At 62.0% G+C, this 15,079-nt stretch carries 19 protein-coding genes and 1 pseudogene; 7 read left to right on the top strand and 13 right to left on the bottom strand.

Features of this window, described 5'->3' with window-relative positions; genetic code table 11:
* Nucleotides 1-136: 136 nt before the first annotated feature.
* Nucleotides 137-631 carry a redox-sensitive transcriptional activator SoxR gene (soxR, locus tag VWZ85_RS07835; RefSeq protein ID WP_416545588.1) on the bottom strand — a complete coding sequence of 165 codons (495 nt, stop codon included), beginning with the start codon at nucleotides 629-631 and terminating at the stop codon, nucleotides 137-139.
* A 145-nt stretch (nucleotides 632-776) separates the two neighbouring features.
* Between soxR and VWZ85_RS07830 the strand changes: the two genes are divergently transcribed.
* The 4 genes from VWZ85_RS07830 to VWZ85_RS07815 all read left to right on the top strand — a co-directional run bounded on the left by VWZ85_RS07830 (nucleotide 777) and on the right by VWZ85_RS07815 (nucleotide 3,310).
* A complete protein-coding gene (locus VWZ85_RS07830) occupies nucleotides 777-1,160 on the top strand; it encodes a VOC family protein (protein WP_416540732.1) in 384 nt (127 codons plus the stop codon).
* Nucleotides 1,150-1,389 carry a hypothetical protein gene (locus VWZ85_RS07825; protein WP_340544254.1) on the top strand — a complete coding sequence of 80 codons (240 nt, stop codon included), beginning with the start codon at nucleotides 1,150-1,152 and terminating at the stop codon, nucleotides 1,387-1,389. Before VWZ85_RS07830 ends, VWZ85_RS07825 begins: the two co-directional genes overlap by 11 nt.
* A gap of 316 nt (nucleotides 1,390-1,705) precedes the next feature.
* On the top strand, nucleotides 1,706-2,176 hold the full coding sequence (gene greA, locus VWZ85_RS07820; protein WP_340544253.1) for a transcription elongation factor GreA: 471 nt from the start codon (nucleotides 1,706-1,708) through the stop codon (nucleotides 2,174-2,176).
* A 111-nt stretch (nucleotides 2,177-2,287) separates the two neighbouring features.
* Nucleotides 2,288-3,310 (top strand): hypothetical protein, encoded by a 1,023-nt coding sequence (locus VWZ85_RS07815; protein ID WP_416587688.1) that lies wholly within the window; start codon nucleotides 2,288-2,290, stop codon nucleotides 3,308-3,310.
* A gap of 21 nt (nucleotides 3,311-3,331) precedes the next feature.
* Here the strand turns inward: VWZ85_RS07815 and glp are convergent, their stop codons facing one another.
* The 5 genes from glp to VWZ85_RS07790 are packed head-to-tail and all read right to left on the bottom strand — an operon-like array spanning nucleotide 3,332 to nucleotide 7,491.
* Nucleotides 3,332-4,588: a gephyrin-like molybdotransferase Glp gene (gene glp / locus VWZ85_RS07810; protein ID WP_416587686.1), complete on the bottom strand. Its 1,257-nt coding sequence runs from the start codon at nucleotides 4,586-4,588 to the stop codon at nucleotides 3,332-3,334.
* Nucleotides 4,585-5,397, bottom strand: coding sequence for a molybdopterin guanine dinucleotide synthesis (locus VWZ85_RS07805; protein ID WP_416587685.1), 813 nt, complete (start codon nucleotides 5,395-5,397; stop codon nucleotides 4,585-4,587). Before VWZ85_RS07805 ends, glp begins: the two co-directional genes overlap by 4 nt.
* The gene (gene mobB, locus VWZ85_RS07800) at nucleotides 5,394-5,885 is read right to left on the bottom strand and encodes a molybdopterin-guanine dinucleotide biosynthesis protein B (RefSeq protein ID WP_416587683.1); all 492 of its coding nucleotides are present in this window, start codon (nucleotides 5,883-5,885) and stop codon (nucleotides 5,394-5,396) included. Before mobB ends, VWZ85_RS07805 begins: the two co-directional genes overlap by 4 nt.
* On the bottom strand, nucleotides 5,882-6,556 hold the full coding sequence (mobA, locus tag VWZ85_RS07795) for a molybdenum cofactor guanylyltransferase MobA (protein WP_416587681.1): 675 nt from the start codon (nucleotides 6,554-6,556) through the stop codon (nucleotides 5,882-5,884). Before mobA ends, mobB begins: the two co-directional genes overlap by 4 nt.
* A 32-nt stretch (nucleotides 6,557-6,588) precedes the next feature.
* Nucleotides 6,589-7,491: a formate dehydrogenase accessory sulfurtransferase FdhD gene (locus tag VWZ85_RS07790; protein ID WP_340544245.1), complete on the bottom strand. Its 903-nt coding sequence runs from the start codon at nucleotides 7,489-7,491 to the stop codon at nucleotides 6,589-6,591.
* 59 nt (nucleotides 7,492-7,550) lie between these two features.
* Between VWZ85_RS07790 and VWZ85_RS07785 the strand changes: the two genes are divergently transcribed.
* Together VWZ85_RS07785 and VWZ85_RS07780 are read left to right on the top strand one after the other, a co-directional pair.
* On the top strand, nucleotides 7,551-8,276 hold the full coding sequence (locus tag VWZ85_RS07785; protein ID WP_340544243.1) for an AzlC family ABC transporter permease: 726 nt from the start codon (nucleotides 7,551-7,553) through the stop codon (nucleotides 8,274-8,276).
* Entirely contained in the window at nucleotides 8,273-8,608 is a 336-nt protein-coding gene (locus VWZ85_RS07780) for an AzlD domain-containing protein (RefSeq protein ID WP_340544242.1), read from the top strand. The genes VWZ85_RS07785 and VWZ85_RS07780 overlap by 4 nt, the downstream gene beginning before the upstream one ends.
* 79 nt (nucleotides 8,609-8,687) lie before the next feature.
* On the opposite strand, the gene VWZ85_RS07775 is transcribed toward VWZ85_RS07780, so the two are convergent.
* The 6 genes and pseudogenes from VWZ85_RS07775 to VWZ85_RS07750 form a co-directional block, all read right to left on the bottom strand.
* A complete protein-coding gene (locus VWZ85_RS07775; RefSeq protein ID WP_416536420.1) occupies nucleotides 8,688-9,356 on the bottom strand; it encodes a hypothetical protein in 669 nt (222 codons plus the stop codon).
* 8 nt (nucleotides 9,357-9,364) lie between these two features.
* The gene (locus tag VWZ85_RS07770) at nucleotides 9,365-9,499 is read right to left on the bottom strand and encodes an aa3-type cytochrome c oxidase subunit IV (RefSeq protein ID WP_340544239.1); all 135 of its coding nucleotides are present in this window, start codon (nucleotides 9,497-9,499) and stop codon (nucleotides 9,365-9,367) included.
* 100 nt (nucleotides 9,500-9,599) lie between these two features.
* On the bottom strand, nucleotides 9,600-10,067 hold the full coding sequence (locus VWZ85_RS07765) for a hypothetical protein (RefSeq protein ID WP_416595454.1): 468 nt from the start codon (nucleotides 10,065-10,067) through the stop codon (nucleotides 9,600-9,602).
* A gap of 103 nt (nucleotides 10,068-10,170) precedes the next feature.
* Complete coding sequence (locus VWZ85_RS07760; protein WP_340544237.1) at nucleotides 10,171-10,635, bottom strand: DUF6173 family protein; 465 nt, start codon at nucleotides 10,633-10,635, stop codon at nucleotides 10,171-10,173.
* 24 nt (nucleotides 10,636-10,659) lie between these two features.
* A pseudogene (locus tag VWZ85_RS07755) lies at nucleotides 10,660-11,697 on the bottom strand (MBL fold metallo-hydrolase).
* The gene (locus VWZ85_RS07750) at nucleotides 11,694-13,400 is read right to left on the bottom strand and encodes an acyl-CoA dehydrogenase (protein ID WP_416587678.1); all 1,707 of its coding nucleotides are present in this window, start codon (nucleotides 13,398-13,400) and stop codon (nucleotides 11,694-11,696) included. Before VWZ85_RS07750 ends, VWZ85_RS07755 begins: the two are co-directional and overlap by 4 nt.
* A gap of 130 nt (nucleotides 13,401-13,530) precedes the next feature.
* Between VWZ85_RS07750 and VWZ85_RS07745 the strand changes: the two genes are divergently transcribed.
* The gene (locus VWZ85_RS07745) at nucleotides 13,531-14,478 is read left to right on the top strand and encodes an L-threonylcarbamoyladenylate synthase (protein ID WP_416587677.1); all 948 of its coding nucleotides are present in this window, start codon (nucleotides 13,531-13,533) and stop codon (nucleotides 14,476-14,478) included.
* 30 nt (nucleotides 14,479-14,508) lie between these two features.
* Here VWZ85_RS07745 and VWZ85_RS07740 read toward each other — a convergent pair whose 3' ends face one another.
* On the bottom strand, nucleotides 14,509-15,066 hold the full coding sequence (locus VWZ85_RS07740; protein ID WP_416540742.1) for a YqgE/AlgH family protein: 558 nt from the start codon (nucleotides 15,064-15,066) through the stop codon (nucleotides 14,509-14,511).
* Nucleotides 15,067-15,079 lie beyond the last annotated feature (13 nt).

Here is a 15,079-nt window from a genome sequence, read left to right as displayed (position 1 = left end):
TCAGGACCAGCCCGTGCAGGCTGTGCGTCCTTGGCGCAATTTTCTTTCGCGGTTGCTTAGCGGGTGCCAGAGGCTCTGGTCAATCCAAACTCTACGTTACGATGATCTAGAACCCTCAATTGCGACAAATGGTGCGTCAAATATCGTCATTTGGCGCGCTGTTCCCGTCTTTGGCCAGATCCGCTGGCCGGTCCCCCATCAGATAGCGCGGCCCCTGCCCCTTGGAAGCGGCAGCATCATCCGGATTGTACAACTTGCAATTGGGCAGCGACAGGCAGCCACAGCCGATGCAGCCATCCAGATTGTCACGAAGCCGCTCCAGCGTTTCGATTCGGGCGTTCAGGTGCTCGCGGAACTGCGCTGAAAGCCGCGTCCAGTCAGCCTTGGTCGGGGTGCGCCCACCCGGCAGGCTCTTCAGAAACCCCTGGATCTCAGGCAGGGAAAACCCAAACTTCTGCGCGATCATCACAAAACTCAGCCGCCGCAGGTCCGCACGGTGGAACCGTCGTTGTCCTCCCGCATTCCGCCAGGGCTCAACCAGACCCTGCGACTCATAATAGCGGATAGCAGACACGGCGAGCCCGGTTCGCTCCGCAAGATATCCGATCGACACGCCAGCTGACTTTGCCATAACCCCTTCATCATTCTGATAAACAACTGAAAAATAATAGGTTTACAGCTTCACCTTCAAGGTAAAGAAAAACCTTGATCTAAAGTTAGGTTCAGAAGTTAGCCTACAGGTAATCGATCCAAACTGACAAGCATCGGAGCCTGATATGACTGTACGTCTTGAACATGCAAACATCACCGTTTCTTCCCCTGAAGCCACCGCCGCCTGGATGCAGGATGTGTTCGGCTGGCGCATTCGCTGGCAGGGTGAGGCTATCAACGGCGGCTACAGCCTGCATATCGGTGGTTCTGACAGTTATCTTGCGCTCTACTGCCCCCCGGAACCGCTGGCCAAAGCCCCGATCAGCTACGGCATCACCGGAGGGCTCAATCACATTGCCGTCGTCGTTGATGATCTGAGCACGGTCGAGACTCGTGTACGGGATGCAGGCTTCACCCCAGGTGAGCATCACGACTACGAGCCGGGTCGCAGGTTCTACTTCCGCGACCGCGACAATATCGAATTCGAGGTGGTTCAATATGATGCTTGATCTGCTCTGGCACGCCAGCCGCCCGCGCGCGGTCCTGCCTCCGCGCCTCATCACGCCTGACGCCGAACGCTCGAAGCGGCAACCTGTGATACAGCCATGCTTCGGGCGGGAAGAAACCCTGCTCGGGTACAGCCGTCTGCTAAAGCTGCTGCGGCAACTGGATCCGCGCCCGCGGGTGCCCCGTCACAGCATCACCGGCAAGACGTCCACCACGGCGCAGGTTCGCTGACCTTACTCCGTATCGGCAGGACTGCGAGGCGCCCGCCCGTCGTCCCGCCTGTCAGTGACGCGTTTGCCGCCACACCGCGCCCCGGACAGGCGCAAAGCGGACAGGCGTAAAAAAGCGGAGTTTTCCGCCTGTTGGCATGAAATCGCTGTGGACAGCCCCTGCCGCCCTCTTGCATTCGGCGGCAGGATTGGGTCAGGTAAATGAGACATAACCGGTTTGTCCCGCTGTCAGTCTGACAGTGGGACAAACCGGTTTTCCTATAGACGCGAACCGCCACGGCCGGTGGCCAAACCTGACACGATATCTGGACACAGACATGGAAAAGATCCCGATGACCCCCGCGGGTCACGCCGCCCTAGAAGCTGAATTGAAGACCCTGAAGTCGGTCGAACGCCCGGCCATCATCAAGGCCATTGCCGAAGCCCGCGAACTCGGCGATCTTTCGGAAAACGCCGAGTACCATTCCGCCCGCGAGAAGCAGTCCTTCATTGAAGGCCGCATCAAGGAGCTGGAAGGCATCCTGTCGCTCGCCGATGTGATCAACCCGGCCAAACTGTCCGGCGCGATCAAGTTCGGCGCAAAGGTCACCGTCGTCGACGAAGACACCGATGAGGAAAAGACCTGGCAGATCGTCGGCGAGCATGAGGCCAATATCGAAGCGGGACTTCTGAACATCAAATCCCCGATCGCCCGCGCTCTGATTGGCAAGGAAGAAGGCGACAGCGTCGAGGTCCGCACCCCAGGCGGCGACCGCGCCTATGAAATCCTCAAGATCGTCTTTTCCTGATACGCATTACCGGCTGGGCGCCAGTCACCGGCGCCCCGCCATGTCCATCTCGCCGCCGCGCCATGCGGCATATGCCAACCTCTCTCGCCACCCTCTGTTTCGAGCAACAGTATGACCCGCACCAGTTCCACCGCTGCAAAGCCGCCCACCAGCGCCCTCGACGCGCCGCCGGAACGACCGGTCTTTGGCCTGATCGAGGCTGCGGCGCTTGCGTCGAGCGCGTTGTGGCTGCTCGTGGTTGTCGCAGTTTTCGTGCTGGGTGGTACGCCTGACGCGACGCCTGCGGCGGGATGGTCGGATATCCTGCTGCGGATTGTCGCTGTGGTCCTGCCTGTCCTCCTGATCTGGGTCGGTGCTATCGCCCTGCGATCCGCCCAAGTGATGCGGGATGAATCGCAGCGCCTGCACGCTGCCATCGACGGAATGCGCAACGCCTATATCGCCCATGCGCAGCAGGCGGCTTCGGTCTCCGAACCCTCCGTCACACGCAAGTTGGACGAGATTGCCGCCGCGACCCGCAAGACGGAAACCGCCCTCGCGACATTTCACACCAGCCGCCGTGATCGACCCATGCCGGGCATATCCACCACCGCGGCGACGGGCGGCGACGCGACCGATCAGGGACTGCTGGCGCTTGGCACGCCCGCCGAGGATTTTGCAGCGCCGCTGCCTGCTCCGCAATTGATCCGGGCCCTGAATTTTCCTGAAACCGCCGAAGACGAGGAAGGTTTTGCCGCCCTGCGCCTTGCCTTGCGGGACCGCAAAGCCGCCCAGATCATTCAGGCCGCGCAGGATGTGCTCACCCTGCTCAGTCAGGATGGCATCTACATGGATGACCTGCGCCCCGATATGGCCCGACCAGAGATCTGGCGACAGTTCGCCCAGGGCACACGCGGTCGCGCCGTTGCCGCATTGGGCGGCGTGAGGGATCGCAGCTCACTTGCCCTGACAAATGCGCGGATGAAACAGGATCCGATCTTTCGCGATGCCGCACATCATTTCCTGCGCCGCTTTGACCAGATGCTGGCGGAATTTGAACAAGAGGCCAGCGACGCCGAGATATCATCGCTTGGCGAAACACGCACCGCCCGCGCCTTCATGCTGCTGGGGCGGGTCGCTGGCACCTTTGACTGACGGTTTCCGCCCGCGCTCCGGTTACATGCCAAAACTGGCGTAGGGAATAAAACGGACGGGATCCCCCGGCTGAATCACCGCAGCGCCATCCGCCAGTTCCACCAGACCTTCGGCCCAACTCAGCGAACTGACACGGCCCGACCCTTCTGATTTGAAGACCTCAACCTGACCGTTGCGTACACGGGCGCGCAAATATTCTCGCCGTCCCGGCTTTTTGCGTTTCTCAAAGGCGGCTGGCAAATCAAACCCCTGCGGCTCAGCCCAGCTTGCGCCCGCCATCAGCCCCATCGCAGGGCGGGCAAAGATCAACGTGCAGACCATCGCGGCCACCGGATTGCCCGGCAGACCGAACACCGGCGTTCCCTGCCAAATCCCCAGCGCCAGCGGTCGGCCCGGTTTCAGGGCAATCCGCCATTGCTGCATGGCCCCGCTTTCGCGCAGCAGCGCCGACATATGATCCTCATCCCCGGCAGAGGCACCGCCACTTGTCAGGATCACATCCACCGCCTCAGCCGCAGCGTCCAGGCGACGTCGCAGCGCGGCGCGATCGTCGGCAGCTTTGCCCAGATCCACAGCGTCGAACCCCATCTTTGCCAGCAGCGCGAGCAGCATCGGGCGATTGGCATCGTAAATCTGCCCTGCCGCAGCCGTCTCACCCGGCTCGACCAGTTCATCTCCCGTCGACAGCACACCCACCCGCAGCAGTTGCCGCACCGGTAGCTCAGACAATCCCGTGGCGGAGGCCAGCGCCAGATCCGCGGGGGTCACCACCCGACCCTTGGTTAGGATCCGATCGCCGACGGCGGCATCTTCGCCAGCCCGGCGAGTATTGGCGCCCAGTTTAAGTGGTCCGTGAAAAGCAATCTGCGCACCATCGCAGGTTACGTCCTCTTCAAGAATGACGGTATCAACCCCCCTAGGCAACGCCGCCCCTGTCAGAATGCGGATGGCCTGCCCCGGAGCAACCTCGCCTTCATGGGCCAGCCCCGCCGCCGCACGCCCCTCGCTCAGCGGCATGACCTGCGGCCCCTCTCCGGCGGCACCCGCAAACCCGTAGCCATCCACGGCCGTGTTCGCCTGCGGCGGGTTGCTGCGCGCGGCAAAAACATCCTCAGCCAGAACCCGCCCCAAAGCCTGCCTCAATGGCAGAACCTCTGCCGCCGTCACTGCCGTGAGATTTCGCCGCAAGTGATCCAGCGCGTCATCCACCGGTGTCCAATCGACGCCTGCTGGAAGAGCAAAGCAATCATTACGCAGGGGTGGCGGGGCAAGGCTCATATCTGGTCCACTCCCAGGATCCAGCCCTCTTCGGGCGCTGTGACGGTCAATAACTGGTCCAACTCTGCCATGTGCAGGCCCGACAATTCTAGGGACACCTTATGCACCTGCCAGGCATCCTTGATCCAGTGATCCGGCGCGGGGCCTGCCAGAAGGGTCGGCCAGATCTCCACCAGAGCCACCGGCGTGTCCAGGGATTCAAACGGCCAGACAGCGACCTGCCCGGCAAAACGCTTTCGCAGGCGTGACAGAACCGGCAGGCCCATCATCACCTGGCTGCCCACGGCACCTGCCCCGGCCATCTGCCAGCAGGTAAAGCTGCCCTTGGCCCGATGCTCAACCGCGCGGCGGTCCGGGAACGGGTTGCGATAGCGGTCCTTGCGACGCGGCAAACAGTCGATGTCGCGGGCTAGCCCATTGGCCCAGAATGGCCCTTGCCCACCAAAGCGGCGATTGATCGCCCCCGCCAGATCAAAGCGGTTGTTAGACTTTGGCGCATCCTCAATATGTGTCTCAAACCAGTCCCACAGGCCAAGAGGATCATCCGAACCCGTGATTGCATCGCAAAACCCCGCCGGATAGCCAAAGGGGAAATCAAACCCAAGCATCAGGCGACGCCCGGCGGTCAGTTCTGCCTCGACCAGCTCGGTGAGCCACAACTCCGCCAGCTGCCGATTGCGCAGATATACTGGTTCATCCGCTGATCTATCGCGGCTGACGCTGGCCCAGATGGCATCCTTGCAAGGGCTTGGCCCGCGGTCGTTGCCACCAGACCAATCCACCATGGCAAAGCTCTGCCATCCGCTCAAAGGGAAATCTCCCCGGCGATGAAATCGGCAATCGCCACCGTGTCGTCCAGATCGAAAACCGGCCTGTCCAGATGCAGCGGAATGTCACTGGCAACGGCACGAATGGACCGGTCTTCAGGCGCGATGAGCGGCTGGCCCGCCGCTGTGCGATAGGCCTCTATCTTCGGATGCACCTCGCGTTTGAACCCCTCGACCAGCACCAGATCCACAGGCCGCAGACGGGCCAGCAGCTCGGTAAAGCTGGGTTCGGCCATGCCACGCAGCTCCTGCATGATCGCCACCCGATTGGGCGAGGCAAGGATCACCTCGGCGGCGCCCGCCATCCGGTGGCGATGGCTGTCAGTACCGGGTTGATCCACATAAGTGCTGTGGTGGGCATGTTTCAAGGTCGACACGGTAAGACCACGTCTGCAGAACTCAGCCACCAACCGCTCCATCAGCCCGGTCTTGCCACAGTTCTTCCAGCCGGTGACGCCATATATCTTCATCGCAGCAAGGCCTCTGCCCGGGCCAAGTCCTCAGGCGTATTGACGTTGAAAAACGGATCAAACGGATCCGCCTCAAACAGGGCCTCCTGGCCGCCGTGACGGTCTGTCCACAAAACCACCTTGCGCAGGCCGCCCTCCAGCGCCGCGCGCAGGTCATCGCGCAGGGCAACAGGCCAAAGACCAAAGGTCGGATGCCGGTTCACCCGGCCGCCGCCACCGGATTTCAGATGTTCCTCGCCGGACTTTGGCGTTGTCGCCAGCACCAGCGGATGTTGCTGCCCGGCGGCGCTCTCCTTTAGCCGCTGAACCAGATCCTTGGGGAAGAACGGCGTGTCGGCAGCCACCGTGACAATGCTCTCGGCTCCCTGCGCTGCCGCCCAGTCCAACCCGGCAAGCACGCCCGCCAGAGGACCTGCGAAGCCGTCAATACTGTCGGCGATCACCGGCAACGCAAGATCGGCAAAGCGCGCAGGATCACCATTGGCATTCAGCGCGATACGCTCGACCTGCGGCGACAGACGGTCGATCACATGGGAAATCAGACTGCGTCCCCCAATCCGCAAGCGTCCCTTGTCACCGCCACCCATCCTTGTGGCCAACCCGCCAGCAAGGATGATGCCCAATGGTTTGCTTTGTCTCACGACATCTCCTCTCTGCGCCTGATGCCACATCGTCTGCGGACCATGTCGCGGGCGGTCTGCGCCTAGTGGTCCGCACTCTTGCGCCGATGCGCTTTTGCCTCAACCGGCACCTTTGCCGGATCCACATCCCGGATCAGCCGATCCTCTCCCGACAGGCAGATAAACCGCTGCCCCCGCATCCGCCCGATCAAAGTGAGACCCAGCTCCTGTGCGATCTCCACCCCCCATGCGGTAAAGCCGGATCTAGACACCAGCACCGGAATCCCCATCATCGCGGTTTTGATCACCATCTCCGAGGTGAGTCGCCCGGTGGTATAGAGGATTTTGTCGGAGACCTCCGCGCCGGTGCTCTGGATCCAGCCGGCGATCTTGTCCACCGCATTGTGCCGCCCCACGTCCTCCATATAGACCAATGGGCGATCTTCTTGGCACAGAACCGTGCCATGAATGGCGCCAGCCTCAAGATAGAGCGAGGGGGTGCGGTTGATCTTATGCGCCAACGCATAAAGCCAGGAGCTGCGCACCGCTGTCTGCGGCAAGCTCACCCCTTCCAGCCCCTCCATCATGTCACCAAACACAGTGCCCACCGCACACCCTGACGTGCGGGTCTTCTTTTGCAGCTTGTCTTCGTATGAAGTCTCAACTGCCGTCCTTACGACCACGGTATCCAGCTCTTCATCATAATCGATGGCGGTGACCTCATCACCGGGATTCAACATCCCCTGATTGCGCAGAAACCCCAGCGCCAGATATTCGGGGTAATCGCCAATGGTCATGGCGGTGACGATTTCCTGACGGTTGAGGTAAATCGTCAGCGGCCGTTCCTCCACGACAGAGATCTCCGTCGCGGTCCCCGTGTGATCAAACCCCTGAACCACCCGTGTCAGCCGTGCATCGTTCGGCGCAGGTGCAATCACATATTCAGCCAGTATCGACGCCAGGTCGGAGCTGTTCTCAACCATCATCAATTGCAAACCTCCGCCAGCAGGCCTATGCCGTTTCAGCAATAACCTAGGACCTGATCATGGCAATCACCACCACGAAATCGGCCTTTTGGAAGGGGTTTCGCGACGGCGCGCCTTTCCTCCTGGTCTCGGGACCATTTGGGCTGCTGTTTGGCGTTCTTGCTGCCGAAGCGGGACTGATTGTCCCTGAGGCCATGATCTTCTCCCTGTCGGTCTTTGCCGGTTCGGCCCAGTTTACAGCGCTGCAACTGATGCAAGAGAACACGCCGGTTCTGATCATCCTGATTTCAGCGCTTGCGGTGAACCTGCGGGTGGCGATGTATTCGGCATCACTGACGCCGTACCTCGGCGGCGCTCCGTTGTGGCAACGCGCCTGTGCGGCCTATCTCACCGTCGACCAATCCTATGCGCTCTCGATCGTGCAGTTCGAAACCCATCCGCAGATGACCCTATCACAGCGCATGGCCTATTTCTTCGGCACAAATGGCTGCGTGGCACCGGGCTGGATGCTCGCAACTTATATCGGGGCGTTGGTCGGCACCCAGATCCCGGCCAGCTGGGGCCTCGACTTTGTCCTGCCGCTGGCGTTCCTGGCCATGATCGGCCCAATGCTGCGCACACCGGCCCATGTCATTGCCTGTTTCGCCGCTGTCGCCACCGCGCTGCCGGCCACCGCGCTGCCCTACAATCTTGGCCTGATTGTTGCCGGTCTTATCGGCATGATGGCTGGCGCCCAGGCCGAGCTCTGGCTGGAGCGCCGCAGCATTGCAAAGGATCCGTCATGACCCAGCCCCCCGATCCGACGTTGCTATGGACGATCATCATCGGCCTTGCCATTGGCAGCTTCGCCCTGCGCTTTGCCTTTATCGGGCTGATGGGCGGCAGGACCATGCCCGTTTGGCTGATGCGCCATCTGCGCTATACTGCGGTGGCGATCATTCCTGCGCTGGTGGCGCCGCTGGTGGTCTGGCCGACGCCGACCGGTGGCACCCCCAGCCTGCCCCATCTCGCCGTCGCCGCGGCGGTCTTCGCGCTCGGGTACTGGACACGCAATGTCCTGATCGCCATGGGCAGCGGCGCTGTTGGCTTCCTGCTGCTCTTTCTGTTGGCAGGCTGATCCATCCACACGAACAGACAAAAGCCGCAGACGATGCTGCGGCTTTTCCCATCTATAGCTGTGCCTGAACGCGGCAGCATCACCCGCCTGCGTTCAACGCCGCATTGTTCTTTGCCAGCCCCTCTTGCAAGTCTGCGCTGTCGTTTTCACGGTAGCGTTCAGTCGTCACCCCCGGCAAGGCGCCAAACTGTTCCGAGAGATTCCCAGGGTAGAAAGTCACATCCAGCGTCTCAAACCCAGGTACCTGCTTCAGGATCGAGGCTGTGGCATTGGCACAGAACGCGCCCGGAACCCGACCGTTTGCCCGTACCAGCTGATAGGCGCGCTGCGCCTGCTCGGGCGTCACTTCGATCCGCTGCACCACCACATGATGGGTGCTGCGCGCATGTGATCCGCGATAGGCTTTCTCCACCCCCGGCGTGATGCCAAAGAGCACATCATCCCGCTCCGGCACCACATCGGCATAGAATGACCCGGCAGGATCAAAGATCACCCGTTCCGAGGCATTGATCATCAGCGAGGTATGCGCGCCCTGCCCGGTACGATTGTTGATCATCGTATAAAGCGTCAGCGCAGGCGGACCATTATGCCGATAGGCAACCCGTTCCAGCGTGGCGTCATCCGCGTTGGGCTGCTGCTGGGCGGCACAGGCCGACAGCAGCGCCACACCGGCGCAAACAAGCGCAAGCCTTAGACCGCTCGCAAGGTGCCGGGCGCCACAACGCCCGCTCAGATCAGAACCATTCACGAGGGTGATCAGGTTGCAAAAATCGCGAGGAACACTGCAAAGAGCAGCGCTGCGATGCAGAACCGTGTCGTGAACTTGATGAAGCCGTTGTAGGTCTTTTCCTGAACGGTGATATCCATCGAACCGTGCTTATGGTCAGCCATGTGTCCATTCCTATTCGCGTCTGTTTTCCGCTGAATACTGGATTTCACAGACCCTGTCACCACGTCAATCGGGCGCAGCCAGGGCAAATCACCGGGCAATTCACCGGCCAAACACCGCTTGGCAGTGACCATAGCCGTAGCCCCAGCGCCAGCTCAGCCCGCTGCAAGGCGCGCCACCGAATCGCACCGCAGCATACATGGCGGTTGCGACCGGTGCGGCGATGGCCGCTGTTGGGGACTCGCGGCTGCTGAGTTGCGTCTCTACACAGCGGCGCAGAGCCTGATCCGCGGCCAGTCTTGCCTGCTGGCTGGCGGTGGCCAGATCTTCGTCGCGACCATCAAGGATTCGGCCAGATGATCCGATCCCGTCGGCATCGTGATAGAGCAGGTCATGAGCCACGCAACAGGCCTCAAACGGCGGACCGTCGGCTGTCTCTTCCCTGCCACTGAACTGGCGCCAGATCGCAGACAACCCACCGCTACAGCCATCGGTGGCAAAGGGGGTTGGCCTGCCACCTGCTGCCGCGACCTCCTGCATGAGGCCGCGATGAGCTGCACGCTCCAACATTGCCCAATAGCCCGCCGCAACCGCGTCTTCGGCGGCCGCAACGCTGCTGAGCGCGCCGAACAGAAGTGTGGCAACACCCCCAGCGCAACAGGCTGCCCGAACGTCAGGTCTCAGCCGGATCACTCTCAAGGTCGGACACCAAACGAAAACCGATCCGATTGGCAGGTGCCGCCTCATTCCGCTTTGGCAGGGCCCGCAACATCACGTTGAGCTGGCTGACGTGTTGGACCAGCTGCGTGCGCGCGCCGCTGGAATCGCTGCCGTAATAGGTGATGATATCGGGGTCGAAGTAGCCCATACCCTCGATCCGCATCACACCGGCATCGCCGCCGGCAAACCCCATCGCGACCTCATGCTCGCTATCCAGCTGCTCCTCGAAGTTCTTGATATAAAGGATCAACCGTTCATAGGCCCAGCGTGCGGCGCTTTTCTCGGCAACGGATTTTTGCAACGGCATCTGCACTTTTTCGATACCGGTGCAGGCGTCGGGATCCGCGTGGACCTCGTGAACGCAGGGCAGAACGGCCGCCTCTGCCGCCTCGGCGCTGGTTGCGATCTCATCGGTCATGATCTCTCCCTTTCCAGGGGTCGATCACCCCTTGCGCTGGTAAAGCCAAGCCCCGTCCGCACGACGGCTGCGGTCAACCTGACCCAGATGGTACAGATGATTTAAATGGGCCACCGCCTCGACCAAAGCAAGGCCATATTCCCCGGAGCCGATCTTGCGTTTGAACAGCGGCGCAAAACATTCGGCCGCGCTGCGCGGTTCGTCGAGATGCTCAAGAAGCCGCGCCAGCGCCCCGTGATGGTTGTCGATCAACTGGGCCATCCGATGCGGCAGACCGCGAAATGGCAACTTATGCCCGCCCAAAGCCAGCTGATCACCCCGTGTCAACGGTGCCAGACGCTCGCAGGCCTCCAGCCATTCGGCCACAGGATCCGCCATCGGCTCGGTCGCATAGACGCCAATATTGGGACTGATCGAGGACAGGATCTGGTCGCCGGTGATCACCAGATTGTCATCGCGGCTCCAGAAGGTTGCGTGCTCTGGCGCGTGACCATTACCCATGTGGACGTCCCAGTTGCGCCCGCCCATGCGAAACACGTCGCCCTGTTTGATCCGGGTAAAGCCCAGCGGCATCGGATAGACCGTATCGGCGAAATTGAACGGCCGCTCCGCCAGCCGTGCGTCATAGATCGCGGGATCCATGCCCGAGCTGCGGTAAAACGTCAGCGTTTCCTCAGGCCAGCTTTCCTGCACGTCCAGCGTCAGCATTCGAGCAAACAGCCAGGCCGTTCGCGTGGTCACCAGCTCAGCCCCATGCTCAGACTGGAACCAGCCGGCGTTGCCGATGTGATCGGGGTGATGATGCGTGACCACCACGCGCCGGATCGGCTTGCCCTCCAGCGGCCCCGCCATCAGCCGCTCCCAGATGCGGCGGGTCTTGTTTGAGGACATGCCGGTATCGACGATGGTCTAGCCTTCGCCATCATCCAGCGCATAGACGTTCACATGATCCAACTTCATCGGCAGCGGCAGCCGCATCCAGAGGACGCCTTCCGCCACCTCGATCGCCTCACCCTCGGCAGGCGGCGTGTTCCATGGACCGTCGGGTCGCGGGCTGGTCATCCGTCAGCCAATTCATCCAGCGTCAGAGCGCGCGCGCCGTCCGCACCCGCCTGCGCATGAGCCAAGAGCGCGGCGTGTTCCGGCAACATCCGGTTGATATAGAACCGCGCCAGCTTTTCGCGCGGGCCACCGATGTCGGCCATCGCAGCCGCCAGGTGGTAATGCCCGCCAAGAACCCGCGCAAAGGCATGCAGATAGGGAACCGCTCCTGCGAAACGCTCATCCATGTCGCTCTGTGCGGTCAACCATTCGGTCGCTTCGCGCAGGGATTCACAGGCCTGCCAGACGGCCTCGGCCATATTGGGATGAGAGGTGCGGGCGCGCTCGGCCTGCTCCTCGATCTCGTCGATCAGACGGTTGGCCATATCGCCGCCGTCCATCATCTTGCGCCCAACCAGATCCATCGCCTGAATGCCGTTGGTGCCTTCGTAGATCGCCGTCACCCGCACATCGCGATAAAACTGCGCTGCACCGGTTTCCTCAATGAACCCCATACCGCCATGCACCTGCACACCGGTTTCCGAAACACGCATCCCGGTTTCCGTGCCAAAGGTCTTGGCGATTGGCGTCAGAAACGCTGCCCGCGCGGTCCATTCCTGTGCGCCGGTTGCGGTCTGCATGTCGATGGCCTGCGAACAGGCCAGCAGGATCGCGCGCGCTGCAAAGAGATCGGCCTTCATTTCCATCAGCATCCGGCGCACATCCGCATGGTCCACGATGGTGCCGGAGGCGGATTTGCCCTGCTTGCGCTCCAGCGCGTAGGCCAGCGCCTTTTGATAGGCCGCACCAGCGACACCGACGCCCTGACCACCAACGCCCAGCCGGGCATTGTTCATCATGGTGAACATTGCTGCCAGACCGCCCCCCGGTTTGCCGACCATCCAGCCGATTGCGCCGTCATATTGCATGACGCAGGTCGGCGAACCGTGCAGGCCCATCTTATGCTCAAGGCTCACCACCTTCAGCGTGTTGGCCTTGCCGGGGTTACCCTCGGCGTCCGGCAGGTACTTGGGGACGAGGAACAGCGAAATCCCCTTGGTTCCGGGTGCCGCATCAGGCAGGCGGGCCAGAACCAGATGGCAGATATTGCCCGCAAAATCATTGTCGCCCCAGGAGATATAGATCTTCTGACCGCTGATCGCATAGGTGCCGTCGTCCAGAGGCTCTGCCTTCGAGCTAAGCGCCCCCACATCCGATCCGGCCTGCGGCTCGGTCAGGTTCATGGTGCCCGACCATTCCCCCGAAATCAGCTTGGGCAGGTAGAGCGACTTCAGCTCATCGCTGGCGTGATGTTCCAACGCCTCGATCTGACCCTGGCTCATCAGCGGGGCCAGTTGCAGCGACAGGCAGGCGCCCGACATCATCTCATTGACCGCGGTGGTCAGGGTCATCGGCAGCCCCATGCCGCCAAATTCCTCTGCCGCGCTCATCCCGATCCAGCCGCCTTCGGAAATCGCCTGCCAGCCTTCGGCATAACCGGGAGAGCTGCGCAGCACCCCGTTTTCCAGACGCGCCGGTTGCAGATCGCCGCCACGATTCAAGGGGGCCATAACTTCATCGCAGAACTTCCCCGCCTCGGTCAGGATCGCCGTAACCACATCATCGCTGGCCTCGCCAAAGCGCTCGGTAGCGGCGATTTCATGAAAACCGATGATATGTTCGAGAAGAAACTGATACTCGGGAACCGGGGCACGGAAGGTCATGTCTGGCCTCTTTCAGAGAGCTGGTTGGGGCAGCCTTGGCATCATTGCCCCAAACCTTTATGTTGAATGTCTTGTCCGATTACCTAACCGGGCCCTTTAATCAAGCAACCAAAACGCCGCGTCACCAGCCATGTCCAGTCCCACAACCCGCCTCCTGACCGCGCAACCACAGGAGATCAGCACAGCTGCGGACCTGTTGAAAGAGGGCCGGCTGGTCGCATTTCCAACCGAAACCGTCTACGGGCTCGGGGCTGATGCGCGCCAGACCGACGCGGTTGAGGCCCTCTATGCCGCCAAGGGCCGCCCCAGTTTCAACCCGCTGATTGCCCACGTCCACGCGGTGGAGACCGCCCAGCGCTATGTGATCTGGTCCGACACCGCCAGCAAACTCGCCGAGGCCTTCTGGCCGGGCCCGCTGACGCTGGTCCTGCCGCTGCGTGAGGACCACGGTATCTCGCCTCTGGTCACTGCCGGGCTGACCACCCTCGGCATCCGTATCCCGGCCCATCCTGCGGCCCGGGCGCTTTTGTCGGTTCTGGATGGCCCGGTGGCGGCCCCCTCCGCAAACCCATCGGGCCGGATCAGCCCGACAACCGCCGCCCATGTCATCGCCGGACTGGACGGCCGCATCGCGGCCGTGGTCGATGACGGTCCCTGCGGCGTCGGCGTGGAATCCACCATTGTCGGCCTTGCAACCGGCACGCCATTGCTGCTGCGTCCCGGCGGGCTGGCCGCCGAGGAAATCGAGGCCGTTCTGGGACACCCGCTGCAGCAGCGCGATGTCGGCGATCCACTGACCGCTCCGGGGCAGCTGCTGTCGCACTACGCCCCGCGCGCCAGCGTCAGGCTGAACGTCACAAACCCAGCAGAGGGCGAGCTCTATCTCGGATTTGGCAAAATGGACTGTGATCTCAACCTCTCGGCCAGCGGCGATCTGCGCGAGGCTGCGGCGCAGCTGTTTGGACATCTCCACCAGCTTGACGCCAAGGCCCGCCCTATCGCTGTCGCCCCAATCCCGGAAATCGGGCTGGGTGTCGCCATCAACGACCGGCTGCGCCGCGCCGCCGCGCCACGCTAGCGGCCTGCTCAGGGCATCGTAAGCCTCCGGTCACGCGTGACCGGCACTGGTGGACAGAGTCAGCGGATCGACGCCGAGGGAGCGCAGCGCCGCCTCCCATTTGGCGAAATCGTCCAGCTCGAACACCACCTCCGGCGTTGCCGTTGCGGTCAGCCAGCCATTATTGGCAATTTCGGTCTCAAGCTGCCCCGGCCCCCAGCCGGCGTAGCCAAGCATGACCATCACCTGCTCAGGTCCCCGCCCCATCGCGATATCTTCGAGCACGTCAACGGTCGCGGTCATCGAAAACGCCTCGGAAACCCGCAACGAACTGACGTTGGATTTGTACTCCGGTGAATGCAGGACAAAGCCGCGCTGCGTCTCGACCGGCCCGCCAAACCGCACCGGTAGCGCGGCCTCTTCTGCACTGCGCGGAGTAATATCCAGCTGTTCCAACAGGTTGGACAAATCAACGCCGGTGGCCGGTTTATTCACGATCAAGCCCATCGCACCATCGTCCTCATGCGAGCATAGCAAGATCAGCGAATGCTCGAACCTCGGGTCACCGATGCCGGGCATCGCAATCAGCAGTTCGCCGGTAAGATCCATATGAATCTGTCGT

It is taken from the genome of Phaeobacter sp. JH20_29, from assembly GCF_048056175.1.
GTDB classification, from domain to species: domain Bacteria; phylum Pseudomonadota; class Alphaproteobacteria; order Rhodobacterales; family Rhodobacteraceae; genus Phaeobacter; species Phaeobacter bryozoorum.
Note: the sequence above shows the minus strand (reverse complement) of the source record. Positions and strands in the feature narration are given on the sequence as shown.